This window comes from Streptococcus mitis (assembly GCF_946188695.1).
Lineage (GTDB): Bacteria > Bacillota > Bacilli > Lactobacillales > Streptococcaceae > Streptococcus > Streptococcus mitis_DF.
Window position 1 is genome coordinate 42,682 of the sequence record NZ_CAMHWI010000007.1, and the last position, 22,711, is coordinate 65,392.

Consider the following 22,711-nt stretch of genomic DNA (forward strand, 5'->3'; position numbering starts at 1 on the left):
AATCTCCTATATAAACATATCCTGCAAGAGTTTCTTTTTGAGTGTTTCTAACTGAGAAATTTTTTCTTGATGAGAGTTGATGATGTTATCAAGATTTGAAAAATAAGCTCCGATAGCTTGTTGCTCAGGTATAGATGGTACGGATATTGAAATATTCTCTAAGTATGTGTAATAAAGATTCGCTACACTTCCACCTTCAACTCGTTTGGCAAACTCTTTTTTCATTTTTGCATTAAAATAATATGCAATAAACAACGGATTGTTAGGTGTATTATATACGGAAATCATTTCACCAATTGCAATACCTTTCAGTGACAACCAACTACAATTTGCAAAATCTAATGGATTTTCACCAACTCGAGGTACTAATACCTCATTACCAGAACTCAATTTCAAATTTTCTTTAGGAATTGATGTGTACGAGTATATTTTATCTATTTTTGTGGAGAATTTTGTATACAACTCGCCATAACGTACACACGGTGTTGTTGCCTCATCAGTCACCGACCATTTCGGTGCACTTTTTCCATAATAGAAAGAGCCAAACTCTCCAATTGTTCCTTTCTCCCATTCATCTTCAAATCCATCCAAACGAATCTCAGGTACAGTCTGTCCAGCTTTGGGAAACATCTTTGAGAGCATGGTCGCCTTAAGAGATTGGTAGTTAATGAGATTATCCTTGTAACTCGCTAGAAGATCGTCGAGGGTGCGGAAGAGGGAGCCGATAGCGGATTGTTCGTCTATTGAGTCTGGAATACAAAATTCAAAGGAATCAATTTCTTTAGAAGATATATTTGGTTGTGCACCTGCCACTAATACACCGTTTAGTTGGTTAGTAAATGCTTTCGTCTGCAAAACAGAAGAGAGAAAATCATAGTCTACTTCCCCAGTATTTTGGAAATAACCTACTCGTTGATTTTGATAGTATTCTCCCTCAGAATCTAGCATCGCTATTTTCCCAGTAGTTGCTCCTGACATAGCCAATAGAATTGAACGCCCTCTAAGAACAAATTTTTCATCTGGAATTATCTTAGAATAATATTCAAACTCCCCTCCAACAGTTCCGTCAAATTTGATATTTGATATTCTAACAATTGGAATACCAGTATTTTGAAATTTTTCACTTTTGAAAGCAAAGCCTCCACGCAGGGGCGCAATATTTCTTAATTTTTCTTTGCTCCAAATACTGGCTAACTTCGCATTAATTATTTTAGGACTTTGTTTTTTCAACTCTTATTTCCTCTAATTCAGCTTTCTTATCACTAATTAATTTCATATAGTTAGGAAATTTTCTATCTTTTTCAATCATTTGAATTGCTGAAATTTTCCCAATAAATTTTTTTAATAATCTAGATAAATCATTTTCAGATAAAACATCATTTTTAATTATCATATATAAATCATAAGTATCTTTTTGTAGTTTTCTAGGTGCTTTTAATTCTCCATTAACAATAATACACCCAGTCACTTTTACATTATTTGTGCTACAAATTTTTGATTTACTCTTATTTATTTTTAATTTATAAGATTCAATTATTTTAATTATTCTATTCATACACCTTTTTGGTATAGGTTTTTTTGACGAAAATGTTAAATCATCATAATAAGCAGAAAAATGAAAGCCGTTAGTTTGAGCATATCTCAGCAACGCCTCATACATATTATAATAAGCAAAGTAGCTCAAAATTGGACTAGTTGGATATCCTTGTGGCAAAAAGCTTTTCCCATTTTTGGAAACAGTTGTCAAATCCGTTAAAATTTTTGCAATATCAGGAGACTGATTCATATCATATCTAAAAAAATTAAAAACTTTCTGGGCACTAGTGCTAGGAAAGAAATCTGAGATATCAACAATAATTGCAAAACTATTCTCACAGTGCATCTCAACATTTGTTACATAACTTCTACTAGGAATTCCACCATGTAGATAAGTAGGTACATCTATCCTCTGTAAGTATTTAACAATTAATTTTAGAGAGCGTTTATGCACTAATCCTGCATCATATAATTCTCTTGTCTTTCCATTTACTTCCCTAATAAATGATTTTCCAACGAAATTATTACTTATATCTGTTAATTTATATTTTTCAATTTTTAATAAATCGGATAACCATTTCTTATTAGAAACACCAAATAATATACTTCTTTTAAAATCCATTATATTCGTCCTACAAAAAAACTCTTATAGCAGTGTATAAGAGAAGATTTTTCATAAATAAGAGAAGAAACTAGATCTTTCACCGAGGTGAAGAAGGTAATAAGTTTATCTTTATTTTTAGATATAACAGCAACTAACCATATAATAAATCTTAATAATTGATTCATTAGCCACATCAAAGTTCTAAATCCTTCAATTACTGTAAAGATACTAAAAACCGGGTCATTAGATAACCTCTTAAATAAGTCGATAAAGATTTGAATCATACATTGATTCCTTTCTGTGTTTAGTACGGTTTCCCGCCTCTCGCTATAATACAGATGCAGTCTTTTTTAAGTCTATTAGTGTTTCTCTCTTGTTAATCTGACTGTTAAGTCAGTAAACTCTCGCTCAGTACGCTTTATTGAAATTCAAATCGTTCTTGTTATTCGTCGATTAAATTATTTCAAAATGCATGTAGAGACGAAAAGCTTTACCGCCACATAGGGCAAGTTCTTGCGAGATAAATCTGCTTAACTTTATCGTATATAAATGATATCATACTTACACATCAATTGTCAAGTATACCACGAAACCACAAAAATCCCCCTTAGAAATCCGCTTCTAAGGGGTTGTCTTTACCCTGCTGCTTGGGCTGGTTCGGCTGGTTTGGTCTTTTTATCTTTCTTGTTGCTAGTGATGAGACGGCGTTTGCTATCTCGGATACTATTGAGTTCCTTGAGGAGTTGAGTCAGGTGTTCCTTTTCAGGGTAGGCTTCTGCACTGGCTGCGGTATAGCGCATAAAGAGGTCGTAGCTAGTTGAAAGTTCGGTACGGAGTTGTCTGGTCTTGCCAACTTCCTTGGCAGACTTAGAAGCACGCGCCTTACTTTCCACTTGGTCATATTCCTCTTGAGCATTGATCACCGCTGTCAGCATAGGGGTTAGTCCTAGACTGGTAACTGCCTCATGATAAGGTGTTTCACTAAGTGTTTTGAGAAGACTCTTGATTTCTGTCGTTTCCACATCGTTGCTGTGCTTAGTGATGTCCTTGTACTTGGCAAAGACTGGTTTCAGAGTCTCATGAGCTTCTTTGAGCTTAACATCCTTAATCTTAGCAAATCCTCTATGAAGAGTAAAGAGACCGACCAAGGCACTATCTCGATTACGATCGACTTCTGTCAGATTGCTAGACTCTTTCGTCTCCACTGCTGCAAGTTGAGCTTGAAAATCATCGAGCTTGGTTTTGAAGGGTTCCAAATGTTTGGTATACATGCCCTCATCCTTGTTTGCCTTAGAAAAAGTTGCCAAACTTTGATGAGTATCCATCATCAAGCTCTCAAACTCACGGTTGGTAAAATTGCTGTAACTAAGCGGGCGAATAGCGTATGTTTTTGTCATGATGGTATCCTTTCTATTTAACGAATCATTTATTATCTTCTTTATCAAACCAAGACTGGATTAGTTCTGGAAGATAGACCTGTTTTTGATCTGTTTTTACAATGCTTCCTTGTCTGTCAGGTTGAATCAAAAGTCTATCCTTAAATACAAAGACTTGAAACAATGCACAGACCAACAATACAATTCCAATTACAGGAAGTGACCATAGTACACTCTCCTCATCATCTTTAACTTTCTTCATCAATTTTTCTCCTTTGAGTTGATACAACCATTCTAACAGTTCTCCAAACCATTTTACCCCCCATCCGCTCAACTGTCATTATTTCCATCTAAAATGTACTTTTCAGGACAAATCAGACAGTTCCAAATGAAAAAATCCCTATCTGACTGGAAACACATCCATCCATCAGATAGAGACTCTTACTATTTTTAGATTTTACCTTTTCGAGCCTTAGAATTCATCTAAACTTTAGGAAAGATGACTATTCGAAAGCTAGAATACCTCAAAACTTTCTCAGATAAGCCATTCGAAGCTTAGAATACTTGTAAATCTATGGAATTACAATCATTCGAGACTTAGGATACATATAAACTTTAGGGAGTAAACCTATTCTAAGTCTCGAAGAGCTATCTCCCAACTCTCAAAGGCTCAATGACTTCCTCTACTAGCTGGGTATAGGCTTCCTTGATTTGTTTTTTATAGAGGAGAGGATTGAGGGCATCCGCCACCTCTAGCTTATAGTCATGATAACGCTGGCTCTTGGTCAGCTGGCTTTCTCCTAGTTGTTTTTTAGCTCCCTTACGGTAGTGTTCGACATAGTAACGGAGTTCATCCTCCCCGACATACCAGCACTTGCTAAAGACTTGAATATGTTGCTGGATAACCGCCTCTATCATCTGATCCAAGATATTTGCGATAGACTGACCACGATAACTTGCTGGATGTTCTTGTACCTCTCTCCAAAGTTCAGTGATAATCTGTGCAAGATTTGGATTGGTCTTCTCAAGACTCTGAATATAGTTATCCACGGCTTCCCTATCTTGAGCGCTTAGGTTCTTTTCTTGACTTTGACCTTGTTCAATCAGGCTTTGGATCAAGGTCAAGATATAGGCATAGTTAATCTCGTCCACTTGGATAGACTCCAGTTCATAGTGGATATCAAGTGGTTCACCATCGTCATCATCCTCTACTCGGCTTTTTAATTCTGCAAGGACATTTCGATAAAGTCCCAGATACCTTTCCAACTTTTCTCCATCAAGTCCTGTCTGACTGTAAAGCTCTTCCTCATCATACTCTTTGTACACTCGGATAGAGGCTAGGTATTTATCAAAGGCTTGATAGGTTTTAGCTAGTTTCCTCAACTCAGGCGTAGAGACTTGCTCGATTTGGAGTCCTTCCTCAGGATCATCTGTGATGAGATTTTGGAAATCACTGCAACTCCGTAAAAAGTTCCTCTTTTCCTCTTCCCAACTCGGTGCTAGAACCTCGTTTTCACCACCATTTGAGTAGAGCTTGAGGGCATTATCTACTGCTTCCTTAAAGGCTAGAGGCTTTTGGAAGGTGATGATATGACCGTAGGTCTTACTGCTATCAAAAATACGGTTGGTTCGGCTAAAAGCCTGAATCAAGTCCTGCGGTTGCATAGGCTTGCGGTCAATAAAAAGAGTTGACAGACAAGGGGCATCAAATCCTGTTAAGAGACGATTGACCACGATAACCAAGTCCAACTGTTCATTGCGATAGAGGTATTTGTCCTGCTTTCGAGCTAGGCGGTTATTGACATCCGTATTAAAGCCACGAAGATCCGCCATGGTAAAATGGGTATCAAACTCTTGGTTGTAGTCCTCTAAGACTTGCTTCATGTGGTCTTGATTGGCTCTTGACTCTTCTTCATTCTCCGTAATAGAGTAGGTGATGGTCGCCTTTGGAAAGTCAGGAAGAACCTGCTTGACCCTTTCCGATACCTTGACTCTCGTCTCCCCAGCCTTGACCAGTTTGAGGAGGTCGTAGTAGGCTTGGGCTTGAGGGATGGATTTGACGGTCAGGATGGCATTGTAGGTCTTACCTACTCCTTTTTGGAAGCCTAGCTGTTGACGGGATTTATTGATAATGGCATCCAAGACTTCCAGCATATGCTCCTCATCCTCGTAGACAGTATCTGGTATGTCATTTTCAGACTTATCCGTGATGAGGGTATTGCGATAATCTACCTTAAAGCCTAAAACAGCACCATCATGGATGGCTTCCTTGACTGTATACTCATGGAGACGGTCACCGTATTGCTGTTGGGTGGTCTGAGCTAGGTCACCGACCTGCTGGCGTTTATTCTCCTTAAAGATAGGTGTGCCTGTAAAACCATACCAGAGAGACTGTGGAAAAAAGGCCTTAATGTCTTTTTGTGTTTGAGGTGTTACGGCACGGTGGCATTCATCCACGACAAAGGCCACTCGGAGGCCCCTGATTTTGTCCGCATCTCTTTGGTAAAGACCTTGCTCAAACTTACGCATCATAGTGGTGATTTTCTGGATAGTTGTTACCACCACACGCTTATCATTACTTCCTAGTCGCTTGACCAAATCATGGGTATTATCCGTCTCATCAATATCAATGACATCATTGGTCGCATAGGAGAGAAATGACGAAGTAGTCTGTTGGTCCAAGTCTCTGCGGTCAACGACAAAAATCGTCTTTTGGATGGATGGAATCTGGAGGAGATTCCGAGCTACCTTATAGGAGGTCAAGGTCTTACCTGAACCTGTCGTGTGCCAGACATATCCTGATGCTTGCTGGCGAGAAGCTTCTTGCACTGCTTCGATTGCATGGATCTGGTAGGGACGCAGAAGGATAAGAGCCTTCTTACTATCATCAAGAACAGAATACTGCATGACCATCTGATGAGCACGAGGTATGGAAAGGACTTCGTGGGCAAAGCTGGTCAAGCTCGTTATGGGTTGGTTGTCTTTATCCACCCACTTGGTTAGAAATTGCTTGTTGAGTTTATTTTCCCTAGCTGCAGCAATATAGCGTGTGTCTACTTTATTGGTCACAACAAACATCTGTAAGCTAGAGTAGATGCCACGGAACTTGCCTTCGCGGTCATACTTCTTGATTTGATGAAAGGCATCTAAAAAAGCAACTCGGGGACTTTTAAGCTCGATCTGAATCATTGGAAGACCATTGATCAAGAGGGTCACATCTAGCCTGCGGTCTTGATCCTGAGGATTTATCTTATCTCTCTCGACTTGGTTGACAACCTCATAACTAGACTTACCAGCTGCGATATTGTCTCGCCAAATGACAGATAAACGGATAGTCCCCAAACTAGCATCTTCTCTCTGAACCTCAACCTTGGCAATGCCATTTTCGCCGACCAACCACTTGGCCGCATCATAGTAGCTAACAAAGTTCAGTTGATTCTTTATCTGGCGTTTTTCCTGTTCTGTCAGGGGATGATCTGCCAATAGAGCCACATTGTTCTGGGCTAGCTTTTCAAAGAAGTTTTCCCATAATTGCTCTTCTGTTTTAAGGCCTTCTCTGTAAGTCCATTGACTTTCCCCAGTCACCAGTTGGTTGATTAGTTGTTTTTCTATCTCCAGTTCTGGTTTTACCTGCATCATACTCTCTCCTTTGCTACTTATCTGCTCCCTTTATTATAGCATGTTTAGGCTCAAAATCCATCACTCTTCCTATAGCAAAAACACTCATTCCCCCTTTCTCCTCCAAAATATGGTATAGTAGACATATACTATCTATGAGGAGTTTACATGTCACAGGATAAACAAATGAAAGCTGTTTCTCCCCTTCTGCAGCGAGTTATCAACATCTCATCGATTGTCGGTGGGGTTGGGAGTTTGATTTTCTGTATTTGGGCTTATCAGGCTGGGATTTTACAGTCTAAGGAAACCCTCTCTGCCTTTATCCAGCAGGCAGGTATCTGGGGGCCACCTCTCTTTATCTTTTTACAGATTTTACAGACGGTCGTCCCTATCATTCCTGGGGCCTTGACCTCGGTGGCTGGTGTCTTTATCTACGGACACATCATCGGTACGATCTACAACTATATCGGCATCGTGATTGGCTGTGCCATTATCTTTTATCTGGTGCGCCTCTATGGGGCTGCCTTTGTCCAGTCTGTCGTCAGCAAGCGCACCTATGACAAGTATATCGGTTGGTTGGATAAGGGCAATCGTTTTGACCGTTTCTTTATCTTTATGATGATTTGGCCCATTAGTCCAGCTGACTTTCTCTGTATGCTGGCTGCCCTGACCAAGATGAGCTTCAAGCGCTATATGACCATCATCATTCTGACCAAGCCCTTTACCCTCGTGGTTTATACCTACGGTCTGACCTATATTATTGACTTTTTCTGGCAAATGCTTTGACATGTAAAAAATCCGTTTGGTTTCCCAAGCGGATTTTGTGTTTTATTTTGAAACTTCTTTTGCAAGGACAAAGTTCCCAAGAGTAGCAGAACCATTTCCTGCTACTGCTGGCGTTACAATGTAATCACGCACATCTGGTACTGGTAGGTAACCATTGAGAAGAGATGTAAATTTCTCACGGACGCGATCCAGCATGTGTTGTTGAGCCATGACCCCTCCACCAAAGACAATCACGTCTGGGCGGAAAGTCACTGTCGCATTAACCGCAGCTTGAGCGATATAGTAGGCTTGAACATCCCAAACAGGGTTGTTGAGTTCAATATTTTCCCCACGAACACCTGTACGAGCTTCCAAACTTGGACCAGCTGCATAGCCTTCCAAACATCCCTTATGGAAAGGACAAACACCCTTAAACTCTTTTTCAATATCCATTGGGTGTCTAGCCACATAGTAATGGCCCATCTCAGGGTGACCTACACCACCGATAAACTCTCCACGTTGGATAACACCTGCACCGATACCTGTACCGATTGTGTAGTAAACCAAGTTTTCGATACGACCACCAGCATTGTTACGGGCAACCACTTCACCATAGGCAGAACTGTTTACGTCTGTAGTGAAGTACATTGGCACGTTTAGGGCGCGACGAAGGGCACCAAGCAAGTCCACATTTGCCCAGTTTGGTTTTGGAGTCGTTGTGATAAAGCCATAAGTTTTTGAGTTTTTATCAATATCAATCGGACCAAATGAACCAACTGCAAGACCAGCAAGGTTGTCGAATTTTGAGAAGAACTCAATAGTTTTATCGATTGTTTCGATTGGAGTTGTTGTTGGAAATTGTGTTTTCTCTACAACGTTAAAGTTTTCATCACCGACAGCACAGACAAACTTTGTACCGCCCGCTTCCAAGCTTCCATATAATTTTGTCATGATAAACCTCTTGTTTTTATTTTCTTTATTATAGCATATTTCGAAAGTCTAAATTTCTCTATTTTTTAGATTTTCCTCTGTAAATCTTACCATTCAAGCAAAAACGAACAAACATGTCATTTGTTCGTTTTCATTGTGAGAGGGAATATTGTACTCAATGAAAATCAAAGAGCAAACTAGGAAGCTAGCCGAAGGCTGTACTTGAGTACGGCAAGGCGAAGCTGACATGGTTTGAATTTGATTTTCGAAGAGTATTAGATTTTCACTTCGATCACAGCATCACCCTTAGCAACTGATCCAGAAGCAACTGGATTTACTGAAGCAAAGTCTGCAGTGTTTGTTACGATAACCATAGTAGTGTTATCAAGTCCTGCAGCAGCAATCTTAGCTGAGTCAAAGGTTCCAAGAACATCTCCAGCTTTAACCTTGTCACCTTGGGCAACTTTATGGTTGAATCCTTCACCGTTCATTGAAACAGTGTCGATACCAACGTGAATCAAGATTTCAGCTCCGCTTGCTGTTTTCAAACCATAAGCATGCCCTGTTGGGAAGACGATTGTCACTTCAGCATCAGCTGGTGCATAGACAACATCTTGGCTAGGTTTCACAGCGATTCCTTGTCCCATAGCTCCACTTGAGAAAACTGGGTCGTTCACATCAGCAAGAGCTACAACGTCACCAACGATTGGAGTTTGGATGACACCTTCGCTAGGAGCAACAATAGTACCAGTTACCGCTTCGTCAACCAAACGTTCAGTTGTAGTTTCTGAAGCTACTTCTGCTTCATCTTCATAACCAAACATGTAAGTAAGAGCAAAACCAAGTGCAAATGATACAGCTACCATAAGAAGGTATTGTACAAGTTGTCCGTTACCAATGTAAAGCATTGTACCTGGGATGATAGTGATACCATTACCAGTACCAGCAAGACCAAGGATAGATGCCAATCCACCACCGATAGCACCAGCGATCAATGAAAGGAAGAATGGTTTACGGAAACGCAAGTTAACCCCGAAGATAGCAGGCTCTGTAATACCAAGGAAGGCAGAAAGAGCAGCAGGGAAAGCAAGTGTTTTAAGTTTAGGATTTTTAGTTTTTACACCAACGGCTACTGTTGCAGCACCTTGAGCAGTCATGGCAGCTGTGATGATAGCGTTGAATGGGTTGACATGATCAGCAGCAAGCAATTGAACTTCAAGCAAGTTGAAGATGTGGTGAACACCTGATACGACGATAACTTGGTGAACTCCACCAATCAAGAAACCACCAAGACCAAATGGCAAGTTAAGGATAGCTTTTGTTCCAAGAAGGATGTAGTTTTCAACAACGTGGAAGACTGGTCCGATAACAAACAAACCAAGAATTGACATTACGAGAAGTGTTACGAATGGTGTTACCAAGAGGTCAAGAACGTCTGGCACAACTTTACGAACAGCTTTTTCAAATTTAGCTCCGACAACCCCGATAATGAAGGCTGGAAGAACAGATCCTTGCAAACCAACAACTGGGATAAATCCGAAGAAGTTCATAGCCGTTACTTCACCACCAGAAGCAACGGCCCAGGCATTTGGAAGTGAACCAGAAACCAGCATCATACCAAGAACGATACCAACAGCTGGGTTACCACCGAATACACGGAAGGTTGACCAAACAACCAAACCTGGCAAGATGATGAAGGCTGTGTCAGTCAAGATTTGAGTGTAAGTTGTCACATCTTCTGGAAGTGTCACCCCAAGAGCATTCAAGAGACCACGAACACCCATGAAGAGACCTGTCGCTACGATAACTGGAATGATTGGAACGAAGACGTCACCGAAAGTACGGATAGCACGTTGGAACCAGTTCCCTTGTTTCGCAGCTTCTGCTTTCATGTCATCTTTAGATGATGTTGGCAAACCAAGCGCAACAACTTCATCGTACATTTTGTTTACTGTACCAGTACCAAAGATGATTTGGTATTGACCTGAGTTAAAGAAAGCACCTTGAACTTTTTCCAAGTTCTCAATCACTTCTTTATTGATTTTTCCTTCATCTTTGACCATGACACGAAGACGAGTCGCACAGTGAGCTACACTGTTGACATTTTCACGTCCGCCCAAGGCATCGATGACTTTTTTTGCAATTTCCTGATTGTTCATTTGCAAAAATCTCCTTATATAAAATTTTGTTATTGTTTGAAAGCGATTTTATTCGCCCTACGACTATTATTTTATCATGTTTTAGAAATATGTCAAGCGTTTTGCAGAAAAATATTCTATCCACTTAGTAGGCACTCTCTAGATTGATTGTTTTTGACTGTTTTAGCAGGCATTTCTTAAAAAAATAAGTTTGGAATCTTGTTTAAAAAGGATTTTGCTTCACTTTTTTCAATTTTTTGTAGATAGATGATTGATTTTCTGGTTTTAATTTGTGACAAACGTTTGACATTTTTTTATCTTTTTTAACATAAAAGGCTTGCGTTTTTTATCGAAAACGGTTACTATTAGAAGTGATAAGATTTTTGGAGGAATGAATGAATGGAATGGACAACTGAGCGTCGTTACAGACTTTATCAAGATTGGACGCAAGAAGAAATTCAAAATATTAAGAAAAATATGGCACAATCTCCATGGCATACTCATTACCATGTTGAGCCAAAAACAGGACTTCTCAACGACCCAAATGGCTTTTCTTACTTTGATGGGAAGTGGATTGTTTTTTATCAAAACTTTCCTTTCGGTGCAGCCCACGGTTTGAAATCTTGGGTTCAATTGGAAAGCGATGATTTGATTCACTTCACAGAAACCGGAGTCAAAGTTTTGCCTGATACTCCATTAGATAGCCACGGTGCCTACTCTGGTTCTGCCATGCAGTTTGGCGATAACTTGTTCCTATTTTATACAGGAAATGTTCGTGATGAAAACTGGATCCGTCACCCATACCAGATCGGAGCTTTGATGGACAAGGATGGCAAGATTACAAAGATTGATAAGATCTTGATCGACCAGCCAGCAGACTCTACTGACCACTTCCGTGATCCGCAAATTTTTAACTTCAAGGGCCAATACTATGCTATCGTCGGTGGACAGGACTTGGAGAAAAAAGGCTTCGTCCGTCTCTACAAGGCTGTAGACAACGACTACACAAACTGGCAAGCAGTTGGCGACCTTGACTTTGCTAACGACCGCACTGCCTACATGATGGAATGTCCAAACCTGGTCTTTGTAGGCGAGCAACCTGTCCTTCTCTACTGCCCACAAGGATTGGATAAAGATGTTCTAGACTACGACAATATCTATCCAAATATGTATAAGATTGGGGCTTCCTTTGACCCTGAAAATGCCAAAATGGTAGATGTGTCTCAACTTCAAAACATGGACTATGGTTTCGAAGCCTATGCAACTCAAGCCTTCAACGCTCCTGATGGACGCGCTCTAGCTGTTAGCTGGCTTGGCTTGCCTGATGTTTCATATCCATCTGACCGTTTTGACCACCAAGGAACCTTCTCTTTGGTCAAAGAACTCACTATCAAAGACGGTAAACTCTACCAATACCCAGTCACAGCTATCAAGGACCTTCGTGCCTATGAAGAAGCCTTCTCAAATCGTGCTCAAACCAATAACACTTACGAACTTGAACTCAGCTTGGAAGCTAATAGCCAGAGCGAGATTGTCTTACTAGCTGATCAAGAAGGCAAGGGACTTTCCATCAACTTTGACCTTGTAAATGGTCAAGTGACAGTAGATCGTAGCCAGGCTGGAGAACAGTATGCCCAAGAATTTGGAACTACACGTTCTTGCCCTATCGACAATCAAGCTACTACTGCTACAATCTTCATCGATAACTCTGTCTTTGAAATTTTCATCAATAAAGGAGAAAAAGTATTTTCTGGTCGTGTCTTCCCACATGTGGACCAAAATGGTATCCTGATCAAATCTGGAAACCCAACTGGAACTTACTATGAATTAGATTATGGTCGCAAAACTAACTGATGTCGCCAAACTTGCAGGCGTCAGCCCTACTACCGTTTCTCGGGTTATCAATAAAAAAGGCTATTTATCAGAGAAAACCATTCAAAAGGTCAATGAAGCCATGCGAGAGTTGGGCTATAAACCCAACAACCTAGCTCGTAGTCTGCAAGGAAAATCGGCTAAGTTAATCGGTTTGATTTTCCCCAATATTTCCAATGTTTTCTATGCAGAATTGATTGATAAGTTGGAGCACCAACTCTTCAAAAATGGTTATAAGACCATCATCTGCAACAGTGAGCACGATTCTGAGAAGGAACGCGAATACATCGAAATGTTGGAAGCCAATCAGGTGGACGGCATCATTTCTGGTAGTCACAACTTGGGAATCGAAGACTATAATCGCGTGACAGCACCAATTATTTCCTTTGACCGAAACCTATCGCCAGACATCCCAGTCGTCTCCTCTGACAACTATGCTGGCGGGGTCCTTGCTGCCCAGACCTTGGTTAAGACAGGCGCCCAGTCTATCATCATGATTACAGGAAATGACAATTCTAATTCGCCCACTGGACTGCGCCACGCTGGTTTTGCATCCATACTCCCAAAAGCTCCTATTATCAATGTTTCCAGTGACTTTTCTCCTGTCAGAAAAGAAATGGAAATCAAGAATATCTTGACCCGACAAAAACCAGATGCCATTTTTGCTTCAGATGATTTGACTGCTATTCTAGTCATTAAAATTGCTCAAGAACTGGGAATCTCTGTCCCAGAAGATCTCAAAGTCATCGGCTATGATGGGACTTACTTTATCGAGAACTACTACCCTCATTTAACAACGATTAAGCAACCTATGCAAGAGATTGCTCAACTCACTGTTGACCTCCTATTACAAAAGATCGAAGGCAAGGAAGTCGCAACAACCGGTTACTTCTTACCAGTCACCCTATTACCAGGAAAAAGTATTTGATACTCAATGAGAATCTCTTCAAACCACGTCAGCGTCGCCTTACCGTAGATATATGTAACTGACTTCGTCAGTCTTATCTACAACCTCAAAGCAGTGCTTTGAGCAACTTGCGGCTAGCTTCCTAGTTTGCTCTTTGATTTTCATTGAGTATAAGCACAAAAAAACTCAGACCGATCCGTCTGAGTTTTTTTATGATCTTAAATTTTCTAGGTAGCGCTGGGCTGTCTCTAGGTTAAAGGTTTTATCTGCGATGAGGCGCTCGACTAGGGGAGCAACCTCGGATTCACTAGCACCTGCTAGGAGAGCCAAGGATTTGGCCTGCAATTTCATGTGGCCTTGCTGGATGCCTGTACTCACCAAGGCTTTCAGGGCCGCAAAGTTTTGGGCAAGCCCGATAGACACGATAAGCTGAGCTAATTCTTTGGCAGAAGGATTTCCCAGTAGCTCATGACTGAGAGCTACACGAGGGTTGAGGCCGATAGAGCCGCCTTTGGTCGCTACAGGCATAGGCAGCGTCACCTCACCGACCAATCCTTCTCTTTCAAGGTCCAGTGTCCATTGACTAAGACCTTGATAGTGTCCTTCTCTACTAGCAAAGGCATGGGCTCCTGCCTCAATAGCACGCCAGTCATTACCAGTTGCAATCAAAACGGCATCAATACCATTAAAAATCCCTTTATTGTGGGTAGCTGCTCGGTAAGAATCAGCCTGCGCAAACTGGCTGGCCAAGGCTATTTTCTCCGCAATTTCTCGTCCTTGGTCCCTTTGGGGACTCAAGTAGCGAAAGGCGATACGACAGCTTACAGTCACCAGAGAATCGGTCGCGTAGTTTGACAGAATCCCCATGAGACTCTGTCCCTGACTGAGTTCTTCTAAGACTGGTTTCAAGGCTTCCAGCATGGTGTTAAGCATATTGGCACCCATGGCTTCCTGGGTATCAACATGGAGATAAACTACCAGAAAATCTGTTTCGCCTTTGATCTGTTCTACATGCAAATCACGCGCCCCACCTCCACGTTTAACGATAGAAGGATAGGCTTGATTGGCAAGTTCCAAGAGCTCCGCCTTCTTGCTGGCAATTTTCTCTTGCGCTTGTTCAGGATCAGCAACCTGATAAAGGGCTACCTGCCCAATCATCTGACGCTCATGGACTTGTGCGGTAAAACCTCCTGCACGCTTGATGATTTTACTTGCATAGCTGGCCGCAGCAACCACAGACGGTTCTTCTGTCACATAGGGAACTGTGTATTCCTGACCGTTAACGAGAACCTCTGGGACCAGCGAATAAGGCAGAGAAAAAGTTCCCACCACATTCTCACTCAGCTGATCTGCCACAGTCACGCTAATCTGTTCATCCTGCTCCAAACTCTCTTGTCTCTCAGGACTAAGGAGCGCCTGAGCTTGTAACAGCTCGAGACGCTCTTGGTATGATTTTTTAGAAAATCCATTCCAACTTATCTTCATTATTTTTCAACCTTGCTATAACGGCGTTGGTGGTCCACAATTTCAACCAAGGCAAAATCTTGATTTTCATAGCCAGCAAACTGGGCAGAATTTGTTTCATCCAAGTCCACTTCCTCAAAGAAGACTTTTTCATAGTCTGCAACGGATAGGGCAGTTCGTTGGTTGAGCTTATTCAAACGATCTTTATCCAGATAAGCTTCATATCCTTCAACCAATTCACCACTGAAGAACTCAGCCACAGCACCACTTCCGTAACTATAAAGGGCGATTTTATCCCCAGCCTTTAAGCTATCTGTATTTTCCAAGAGAGACAAGAGTCCAAGGAAGAGGGAACCTGTATAGATATTCCCCACCTTTTGACTGTAGAGAATAGACTGGTCAAAATGCTTTTGCAAGAGGTCTTTTTTCTCTTGAGGCAGGTTCTTATCCATGATTTTTTTCAAGCCTTTTAGCGCCAATTTAGGATAAGGCAAGTGGAAACAAACAGCCGCGAAATCATCCAAAGTAAGCTGGTAGCGTTTTTGGTATTCAAGCCAAGTCGTTTTCAAACTATCCAAATATTGTTGGGTAGAATAGACACCATTTACATAAGGAGTTGTTGAGTAATTTGGACGCCAGAAATCCATGATGTCACGAGTCTGAGCTACATTGTCATTATTAAAGGCCATAATGCGTGGATTTTGTGTAATCAACATAGCCACACTGCCGGCACCCTGAGTTGGTTCTCCTGGAGTTTCAATACCATATTTAGCAATATCACTGGCAATGACCAAGACCTTGGACTCTGGAGAATTTTCCACATGCAATTTGGCATAATGAAGGGCAGCTGTCGCTCCATAGCAGGCTTCTTTAATCTCGAAACTACGAGCAAAGGGCTGGATTCCCAGCAAGCCATGCACAAAGACGGCCGCAGCCTTACTCTGGTCAATTCCTGACTCGGTAGCCACAATGACCATGTCAATTTCTGCTCTCTCTTGCTCAGTTAAAATAGAATCACTTGCACTGGCCGCCAAGGTCACGATATCCTCAGTTAGGGGCGCAATACTCAATTCCTTGAGCAAGAGTCCTTTGCTTAATTTTTCAGGGTCAATACCCCTCGCTTCTGCTAAGTCTTGTAATTTCAAGACATATTGACTGGTCGCAAAACCAATCTTATCAATACCGATTGTCATATTTACCTCTGTTTTATCATTCATTGTAAAAAATCGTTCTATACTATTTTATCACAAATGGCAGTAAAAGAGAGAAAAAAGACTTGATTCACCAAATCAAGTCTCTTGTTCGTCTAACGATTTTGCTGTTTTCGTAAGTAGGAATACAGTCTAAGAATCACTGTTCCGCTAGCCATGCCAATAGAGATTACCAGAGCCAACATGACAACTAAAGTTGCACTGGCAATGGCATGACTATAGTCTCCTGTCACAAAAAAGGCAGTTGTTCGGTAGGAGAGATAGCCCGGAACTAGGGGTGCCAAGATGGCCAAGATAAAGACCACAGCAGGTGTCTTATAAAGAATACTTAAAATCTGGCTGACACAAGAACCGATAATGGCGGCAATAAAGGTGGCTACAATAACATTGGTCGGTTCCTTGAGCAAGAGATAGATTAGCCAGACAGCCATGCCCAAAATCCCTCCAGGTAAGAGCATAGAGCGTTGAACATTGAGTACAATTAAAAAAGTGATAATAGCAAGAAGACTTGCTACTGCTTGTAATAAAAAGGTTGTTAGTGTCATATTAGTTCATCAATACCAAGGCGACAGAAGTTCCTGCCCCTAAAGCAAGGGTAATGAGCAGGGATTCAAACATCTTACTCATACCAGAGTTTATGTGGTTGGTCATAATATCCCGAACCGCATTGGTCAAGGCAATACCTGGTACAAAAGGCATGACCGCACCAGCTATAATCAAATCTGCCGTTGAGGGAAAGCCTGTGTAGCGAGCCCAAAACTGAGCTATCATCCCAAAGACAAAGGCTCCAGCAAAGGCTGTTACAAAGGGAATTCGGATAAACTTCTCCACATAAAGGGAAAAGGCAAAACCAAATAAGGTAGCCACTCCTGCCCCGAGTGCGTCGTAGATATTTCCACTAAACATAATTGAAAAGAAAGGAGCACTAAAGGTCGCAGCCAAAGTTACCTGCAACTTAGTATAAGGAAGGGGCTGGGCTTGCAAGGCCTTCAATTGCTTGAAGGCTGTTTCTAAATCAATGTGCCCCCCAACCAGCTGACGAGAAATCTGGTTCACATCGCAGACTTTTTCGATGTTATAAGAAGAGGAGGTCACGCGCTTCATGCGCGAAATATTGGTATTTTCAATAGAGAAAAAAATAGCGGCAGGCATGGCAAGGACATTGCAATCCACAATCCCCTGCGAATGCGCAATACGGATCATGGTATCTTCTACACGATGGATTTCTGAGCCACTTTTAAGGAGAATAGTCCCCGCTAGCATAATCACATCGATGACGGCATTTAATTCTCTTGATTCTTCCATGCTTGCCTCCTTTTATCAACTTCCTCTATTCTATCACAAATCTGGACTCAAAAAAAATCTTTGCCATGAAATCATGACAAAGATTCGTTTAATCACGAGAATTTTCGTGGTTACCTTCACTACTTGATTGAGTCGTAGCAGGTGCATTCCCTCGTTGATTTCCTTGTTGGTTACCCTGACTTGGTGTTGTAGTAGAACCTTGGTTTCCACGTTGGGCTGGTGCTGATGATGACGTTGACGGCGGTGTTTTTGGTTTGTAGATTGAAATCTTGACACGCGTCTTAGTCAAATCAACCTTTTCGCCTGCTTTTGGACTTTGCTCAACAACAGTCCCCTCAGCAGTTCCATCAGGAGCTGTTGACACCTCTACAACTTCAATATTGGCTTCTTTAATACCGACAATTTGAACGAGATTGTTTTTAGTAAATTCAAGACTAGATCCTATATAACTTGGCATGGCAACGCTGGTTACTTTCTTAGCAACGGTTAAGGTAATCGTTGAGGCCTTGCTCAAATCATAGGTTGTTCCGGCAGCTGGACTCTGTCTGAGAACAGTTCCTGCTTCGCTCTCACTTGATTCTTCTTCCTCAATCTTGATGAGATTTTCAGGAACCTTCTTCTGCTTGAGTTCTGCGATAACATCTGTCGATTTCCGGCCGATATAGTTACTCAATTGGAAGGATTGCTTGCCTGATGAGACAACCAAATTGATTTTCGAACCTTCTTTTCGAGTCTTTCCAGCTTCAGGATCTGTACGGATAATCCGCCCTTCTTCCACCTTTTCACTAGCCTCTGATTTCTCCTCACCAATCTCAAAATTGGCTTTCTTGAGCGTTTCCTTGGCCTCCGCAACTGTCTGACCTGCCACATTTGGAATGGCAATGGTTGCAGGAGTTCTGGATAATATCCAAATCAGAGAGGCTGCCACCAATACAATGCTGGCCAACAAAATCATATAACGAACTCTAAATTTCCGTTTCTTAACAGGCTTGGTTGCGTAATTGTCTTCTGAAACATGCTGATTCGACTTCGCAACCTGTGGCTTCGGACTTTGTGTTTGCACCTTAGGAATCGAGGTCAAGGTACTCTGAGATACCTTTGGTAGAGTCTTGGTATCTGCCTTAGTAGTATCATTAAATACCAGTTTAGGCTCATTTCGACGATTGTAAGACAAGCTACTAGACAAGTCCACATACATCTCTGCAACTGACTGATAACGATCTGTCAATTTCTTGGCAGTTGCCTTGATGACAACATTCTCCAAAGCCTGAGGCACAGATGGATTTTCATCAATAACTGACGGCAGTGGTTTCTGGAAATGCTGAAGGGCGATGGTCACCGCGCTATCCCCATCATAAGGGATATGGCCTGTCAGCATCTCATAGAAAATAATCCCCATGGCATAGATATCACTCTGTACCGTCGCCTTCGAACCACGCGCCTGCTCTGGTGACAAGTAATGAACTGAGCCCAGCATAGAGTTAGTCTGAGTCAGACTCGTCTCTGCAAAGGCGACCGCAATCCCAAAGTCTGTGACCTTGGCAGTCCCATCTGGTGTCAAAAGGATATTTTGCGGTTTCAAGTCCCTGTGAACAATTCCTCGAGTATGGGCTAAGCGCATAGCCAAGAGAATTTGTCCCATGATACGGACGGCTTCTTCATTAGAAAGAGGATAGTGTTCCTTGATATAGCGTTTAAGGTCTAGTCCAGCAACATACTCCATTGCAAGATACTGTTGACCGTCTTCCTCACCAATATCTGTTATCCGAACGATATGAGGATGATCTAGATCTGCCATAGCTCTCGCTTCACGCTGAAAACGAGCTACAGCTATCGGGTCCGTCTGGTAGTTGGTCCTCAGGACCTTCACTGCCACTTCTTCTCCGTCTAGAATTAAATCCTTGGCCAAATAGACATCTGCCATGCCTCCTCGGCCAATCTGTTTCACAATCCGATAGCGTCCGGCAAAAATCTTGCCGATTTGGATCATTCTGCATCCTCCTCGTTCATAGAAACAAGGGCAACCGTAATGTTGTCTAAACCTCCTGCATTGTTAGCAAAACGCACAAGCGTCGCTGTTTTATCTGCCAAAGGAATATCACTGGTTACAATATCACAAATCTCACTGCCTGAAATCATGTTGGTCAAACCATCACTATTGAGCAAGAGATAGTCACCTGGCTCAAGGGTAATCATTCCAAAATCAGGTTGAACTTCATCTTTTTGACCAATGGACTGAGTAATAATATTTTTCTGTGGATGACTGGCTGCTTCTTCTGGTGTCAATTGACCTGCCTTAAGCAATTCATTGACCAAGGAATGGTCGCTCGTTAACTGGTGGTATTCTTCCCCACGAATCAAACCGATACGAGAATCCCCAATATGGGCATAGATAGCCTGATTGCCAATAATAGCAACAGCCTCAAGGGTTGTACCCATTCCTTTATAGGCATCATCTTGTCCAAGTTGATGAATCTTTTGATTTTCAATTTCTAGGTAATTGGCGAACCATTCACGCACTTCATTGACTGTATCGATTTGGGTATCAACCCAAGCTATACCTAGGTCTGTTACCGCCATTTCACTAGCGATATTCCCTGCGCGATGACCTCCCATTCCATCAGCTAAAATAATCATAGTACGCCCAGCTCTATTGACATAGTGGTTGACATAGTCTTGGTTATTTGTTCGTTTCTGACCAACATCTGTTAATAATGAAATTTCCATGTGTCAGTTCCTTCCTAATCCGATATCTTGCGAAATTGACTGATGAAGAATCCATCACTTCCATACAATTCAGGTGTAATGAGGATACAGTCGTCTTTCATGATATCCTTACATTCATGTTCTAGTTTTACCTGCTCGAACTCAGGATGACTTTCTAAAAACGCCTCAACGACTTGAAAATTCTCCTCTGAGACAATAGTACAGGTACTATAAGTTATTATACCACCTTTGCGTAGTGTTTGACAAACACTACCTAATATTTCTAGCTGAATTTCCTGTAAGGACGCGAAATCTGCCGTTTCTTTATTGTATTTGATATCTGGTTTTCGGCGCAAAAGACCAATTCCTGAACAGGGAGCATCTACTAAAATCTTGTCAAAGGAATCCTGACCAAAAAACTCATGCACCTTTCTGGCATCCAATTTTTGCGTTTGAATCCGATCTGCAACTCCTAAACGTTGGGCATTTTCTTGGATTAAGTCCAACTTGTGATCGTACAAGTCCAGAGCAGTAACCTGACCTGTCGTGAGATAAGAGGCTATATGGGCTGTTTTCCCACCCGGAGCCGCACAGGCATCTAGAACCTGCTCATTGCCTTGTAAATCAAGCGTCGGAGCAACCAGCTGACTGGACTCGTCTTGGATGGTAATGGCTCCCTCCGCAAACAAATCATGGCCTGCAAAATGCCCCTGCTCCTTAACAAGACCAGAAGGAGACAAGTATGAAGCACTGGCCTCCAACAAGGCTTGGATTTCCTCTTTTCGGCTTAAATCAGTCACTCGGATGCTGGCCTTGTTGCGCACCAAAAGGCTTTCAAAAATAGCTTGCGCTCGCTCTTCTCCGTATTCTTCCTTAAGTTTAGACACCAACCAAACCGGAAGGGAATAGGCAATGGAATCACGCTTGTTTTTTCGTTTGATGCTGGTGATATCTGGCCAGCCTTCACGCAGAATACGGCGAAGGACAGCGTTGACCAATTTTTCACTGCCTTTTTTACGGACTTTGGCCAATTCTACTGCTTCATTGACCACAGCATGGTCTGGAATCTTGTCCAAATAGCGGAGCTGGTAAGCACTCATGAGAAGAAGGGCATAAAGCCAACTGTCTAACTGGTCTCTGTCTTCGATAAAGTGGGATAGGTACCATTCCAGAGTCAATTTACGGGCTACCGTTCCATAGACAATCTCAGTCACCAAGCCCTTATCTGCTGCCGAAAGTTGACTTCCCTTGAGATGCTTATTTAAGGCGATATTTGAGTATGCTTGATTGATAAAAACATCCTCTAATACTGCTAGGGCTAGACTTCTAGCCATTTCTACTTTAGTCACCAAATCGTTCTCCTACAGTCAATGTACGTCCAACACCGTTGAGGAAGGAAGCAATGTCCATCTTAGGTTTACCAGCTGGCTGCACTTGTTTGAGGGATAGAGCCCCTTCTGCCGTTGCGACAATCAATTCTTTCTTGCCGATAAAGAGAATCTCACCTGGATTTCCCTGACCTTCTACAGCTAGGGCTTCATAAATCTTAAAGCGGTCGCCCTTAAGGAAAGTATGGGCAACAGGCCACGGGTTCATCCCACGGATCTGGTTAAAGAGTTGACGATTGCTTTTAGTCCAATCTAGTTTTTCTTCTTCTGGCTTGATATTTGGAGAGAAGGTAACCTGACTCGGATCCTGCGGTTCCGGTTTGATTTCCCCAGCAATGTAGGCAGGCAAAGTATCCAAAAGCAAATCGCGACCAACAAGAGCTAATTTCTCAAACAAGGTTCCAACATTGTCCTCATCTGTGATAGGAATACTGCGACGAGAAATCATATCCCCTGCATCCATTTCCTTAACCATTTCCATAATGGTCACGCCAGCTTCCTCATCCCCTTGAATCAAGGCGTAATGGATTGGCGCTCCACCACGATGTTTAGGAAGAAGAGAAGCATGAACATTGACCGCAAAGTCCATGCTATCAAGGAGTTTACTTGGGAGAAACTGCCCAAATGCAGCAGTCACAATTCCATCAGCTCCTAGCTTCATAATAGCTTCCATCTCTGGACTTCCAGATAGTTTTTCAGGTTGGTAGATTGAAAGACCCGCTTCCTTGGCGGCCTGCTTGACTGGTGTTTCTTGGATCACTTTTTTACGGCCGACAGCACGGTCTGGCTGAGTCACAACGGCTAGAATTTCGTAACGGTCATCTGTCAAAAGTCCTTTTAAAACTGTTGCTGAAAAGTCGGGTGTCCCCATAAAGATTAATTTTGTCATAT

The 22,711-nt window shown here is 42.0% G+C and carries 18 protein-coding genes; 3 read left to right on the plus strand and 15 right to left on the minus strand.

Translation table 11 applies throughout. From position 1 onward, the window contains the following. Positions 1-6: 6 nt before the first annotated feature. From N8L33_RS04455 to N8L33_RS04475, 5 genes are all read right to left on the minus strand, one after another. Positions 7-1,230 (minus strand): restriction endonuclease subunit S, encoded by a 1,224-nt coding sequence (locus N8L33_RS04455; RefSeq protein WP_261058614.1) that lies wholly within the window; start codon positions 1,228-1,230, stop codon positions 7-9. Continuing rightward, positions 1,211-2,158: a reverse transcriptase family protein gene (locus N8L33_RS04460; protein ID WP_261058615.1), complete on the minus strand. Its 948-nt coding sequence runs from the start codon at positions 2,156-2,158 to the stop codon at positions 1,211-1,213. Before N8L33_RS04460 ends, N8L33_RS04455 begins: the two co-directional genes overlap by 20 nt. 617 nt (positions 2,159-2,775) lie before the next feature. Further along, a complete protein-coding gene (locus N8L33_RS04465; RefSeq protein ID WP_261058616.1) occupies positions 2,776-3,537 on the minus strand; it encodes a DUF6261 family protein in 762 nt (253 codons plus the stop codon). Positions 3,538-3,562: 25 nt separating this feature from the next. Next, positions 3,563-3,778, minus strand: a complete 216-nt coding sequence (locus N8L33_RS04470; RefSeq protein ID WP_261058618.1) for a hypothetical protein — start codon at positions 3,776-3,778, stop codon at positions 3,563-3,565. A gap of 386 nt (positions 3,779-4,164) precedes the next feature. Beyond that, on the minus strand, positions 4,165-7,155 hold the full coding sequence (locus N8L33_RS04475) for a type I restriction endonuclease subunit R (RefSeq protein ID WP_261058619.1): 2,991 nt from the start codon (positions 7,153-7,155) through the stop codon (positions 4,165-4,167). A gap of 147 nt (positions 7,156-7,302) precedes the next feature. On the opposite strand from N8L33_RS04475, the gene N8L33_RS04480 reads away from it, so the two are divergent. After that, positions 7,303-7,920, plus strand: coding sequence for a TVP38/TMEM64 family protein (locus N8L33_RS04480; protein ID WP_000076185.1), 618 nt, complete (start codon positions 7,303-7,305; stop codon positions 7,918-7,920). 42 nt (positions 7,921-7,962) lie between these two features. Here N8L33_RS04480 and scrK read toward each other — a convergent pair whose 3' ends face one another. Then, positions 7,963-8,850: a fructokinase ScrK gene (gene scrK / locus N8L33_RS04485; protein WP_000164310.1), complete on the minus strand. Its 888-nt coding sequence runs from the start codon at positions 8,848-8,850 to the stop codon at positions 7,963-7,965. 254 nt (positions 8,851-9,104) lie between these two features. Then, on the minus strand, positions 9,105-10,988 hold the full coding sequence (locus tag N8L33_RS04490) for a sucrose-specific PTS transporter subunit IIBC (RefSeq protein WP_261058620.1): 1,884 nt from the start codon (positions 10,986-10,988) through the stop codon (positions 9,105-9,107). Between the two features lie 378 nt (positions 10,989-11,366). Between N8L33_RS04490 and N8L33_RS04495 the strand changes: the two genes are divergently transcribed. Further along, positions 11,367-12,821: a glycoside hydrolase family 32 protein gene (locus N8L33_RS04495; protein ID WP_261058621.1), complete on the plus strand. Its 1,455-nt coding sequence runs from the start codon at positions 11,367-11,369 to the stop codon at positions 12,819-12,821. After that, on the plus strand, positions 12,802-13,767 hold the full coding sequence (locus N8L33_RS04500; RefSeq protein ID WP_261058623.1) for a LacI family DNA-binding transcriptional regulator: 966 nt from the start codon (positions 12,802-12,804) through the stop codon (positions 13,765-13,767). Before N8L33_RS04495 ends, N8L33_RS04500 begins: the two co-directional genes overlap by 20 nt. A gap of 189 nt (positions 13,768-13,956) precedes the next feature. Here N8L33_RS04500 and N8L33_RS04505 read toward each other — a convergent pair whose 3' ends face one another. The 8 genes from N8L33_RS04505 to fmt all read right to left on the minus strand — a co-directional run bounded on the left by N8L33_RS04505 (position 13,957) and on the right by fmt (position 22,709). Further along, the gene (locus tag N8L33_RS04505; protein WP_261058630.1) at positions 13,957-15,231 is read right to left on the minus strand and encodes a hydroxymethylglutaryl-CoA reductase, degradative; all 1,275 of its coding nucleotides are present in this window, start codon (positions 15,229-15,231) and stop codon (positions 13,957-13,959) included. Further along, entirely contained in the window at positions 15,231-16,403 is a 1,173-nt protein-coding gene (locus tag N8L33_RS04510; RefSeq protein WP_261011928.1) for a hydroxymethylglutaryl-CoA synthase, read from the minus strand. Before N8L33_RS04510 ends, N8L33_RS04505 begins: the two co-directional genes overlap by 1 nt. 113 nt (positions 16,404-16,516) lie before the next feature. Beyond that, positions 16,517-16,966: a threonine/serine exporter family protein gene (locus N8L33_RS04515; RefSeq protein WP_025171133.1), complete on the minus strand. Its 450-nt coding sequence runs from the start codon at positions 16,964-16,966 to the stop codon at positions 16,517-16,519. A 1-nt stretch (position 16,967) separates the two neighbouring features. Beyond that, positions 16,968-17,726, minus strand: coding sequence for a threonine/serine exporter family protein (locus tag N8L33_RS04520; RefSeq protein WP_261058636.1), 759 nt, complete (start codon positions 17,724-17,726; stop codon positions 16,968-16,970). Between the two features lie 88 nt (positions 17,727-17,814). Next, on the minus strand, positions 17,815-19,716 hold the full coding sequence (pknB, locus tag N8L33_RS04525; RefSeq protein ID WP_261058637.1) for a Stk1 family PASTA domain-containing Ser/Thr kinase: 1,902 nt from the start codon (positions 19,714-19,716) through the stop codon (positions 17,815-17,817). Further along, on the minus strand, positions 19,713-20,453 hold the full coding sequence (locus N8L33_RS04530) for a Stp1/IreP family PP2C-type Ser/Thr phosphatase (RefSeq protein WP_000406242.1): 741 nt from the start codon (positions 20,451-20,453) through the stop codon (positions 19,713-19,715). The genes pknB and N8L33_RS04530 overlap by 4 nt, the downstream gene beginning before the upstream one ends. A 14-nt stretch (positions 20,454-20,467) precedes the next feature. Further along, complete coding sequence (rsmB, locus tag N8L33_RS04535) at positions 20,468-21,781, minus strand: 16S rRNA (cytosine(967)-C(5))-methyltransferase RsmB (protein ID WP_261058638.1); 1,314 nt, start codon at positions 21,779-21,781, stop codon at positions 20,468-20,470. Then, a complete protein-coding gene (fmt, locus tag N8L33_RS04540; protein WP_261058639.1) occupies positions 21,774-22,709 on the minus strand; it encodes a methionyl-tRNA formyltransferase in 936 nt (311 codons plus the stop codon). Before fmt ends, rsmB begins: the two co-directional genes overlap by 8 nt. Between the last annotated feature and the right edge of the window lie 2 nt (positions 22,710-22,711).

Excerpts from the sequence above, each read along its gene's own strand:
- N8L33_RS04500 (WP_261058623.1), top strand. The coding sequence starts at position 12,802 with ATGGTCGCAAAACTAACTGATGTCGCCAAACTTGCAGGCGTCAGCCCT.
- N8L33_RS04460 (WP_261058615.1), bottom strand. The coding sequence starts at position 2,158 with ATGGATTTTAAAAGAAGTATATTATTTGGTGTTTCTAATAAGAAATGG.
- N8L33_RS04470 (WP_261058618.1), bottom strand. The coding sequence starts at position 3,778 with ATGAAGAAAGTTAAAGATGATGAGGAGAGTGTACTATGGTCACTTCCT.
- N8L33_RS04515 (WP_025171133.1), bottom strand. The coding sequence starts at position 16,966 with ATGACACTAACAACCTTTTTATTACAAGCAGTAGCAAGTCTTCTTGCT.
- fmt (WP_261058639.1), bottom strand. The coding sequence starts at position 22,709 with ATGACAAAATTAATCTTTATGGGGACACCCGACTTTTCAGCAACAGTT.
- N8L33_RS04480 (WP_000076185.1), top strand. The coding sequence starts at position 7,303 with ATGTCACAGGATAAACAAATGAAAGCTGTTTCTCCCCTTCTGCAGCGA.
- pknB (WP_261058637.1), bottom strand. The coding sequence starts at position 19,716 with ATGATCCAAATCGGCAAGATTTTTGCCGGACGCTATCGGATTGTGAAA.
- N8L33_RS04510 (WP_261011928.1), bottom strand. The coding sequence starts at position 16,403 with ATGACAATCGGTATTGATAAGATTGGTTTTGCGACCAGTCAATATGTC.
- N8L33_RS04530 (WP_000406242.1), bottom strand. The coding sequence starts at position 20,453 with ATGGAAATTTCATTATTAACAGATGTTGGTCAGAAACGAACAAATAAC.
- N8L33_RS04495 (WP_261058621.1), top strand. The coding sequence starts at position 11,367 with ATGGAATGGACAACTGAGCGTCGTTACAGACTTTATCAAGATTGGACG.
- N8L33_RS04505 (WP_261058630.1), bottom strand. The coding sequence starts at position 15,231 with ATGAAGATAAGTTGGAATGGATTTTCTAAAAAATCATACCAAGAGCGT.
- scrK (WP_000164310.1), bottom strand. The coding sequence starts at position 8,850 with ATGACAAAATTATATGGAAGCTTGGAAGCGGGCGGTACAAAGTTTGTC.
- N8L33_RS04490 (WP_261058620.1), bottom strand. The coding sequence starts at position 10,988 with ATGAACAATCAGGAAATTGCAAAAAAAGTCATCGATGCCTTGGGCGGA.
- N8L33_RS04465 (WP_261058616.1), bottom strand. The coding sequence starts at position 3,537 with ATGACAAAAACATACGCTATTCGCCCGCTTAGTTACAGCAATTTTACC.
- N8L33_RS04520 (WP_261058636.1), bottom strand. The coding sequence starts at position 17,726 with ATGGAAGAATCAAGAGAATTAAATGCCGTCATCGATGTGATTATGCTA.
- N8L33_RS04475 (WP_261058619.1), bottom strand. The coding sequence starts at position 7,155 with ATGATGCAGGTAAAACCAGAACTGGAGATAGAAAAACAACTAATCAAC.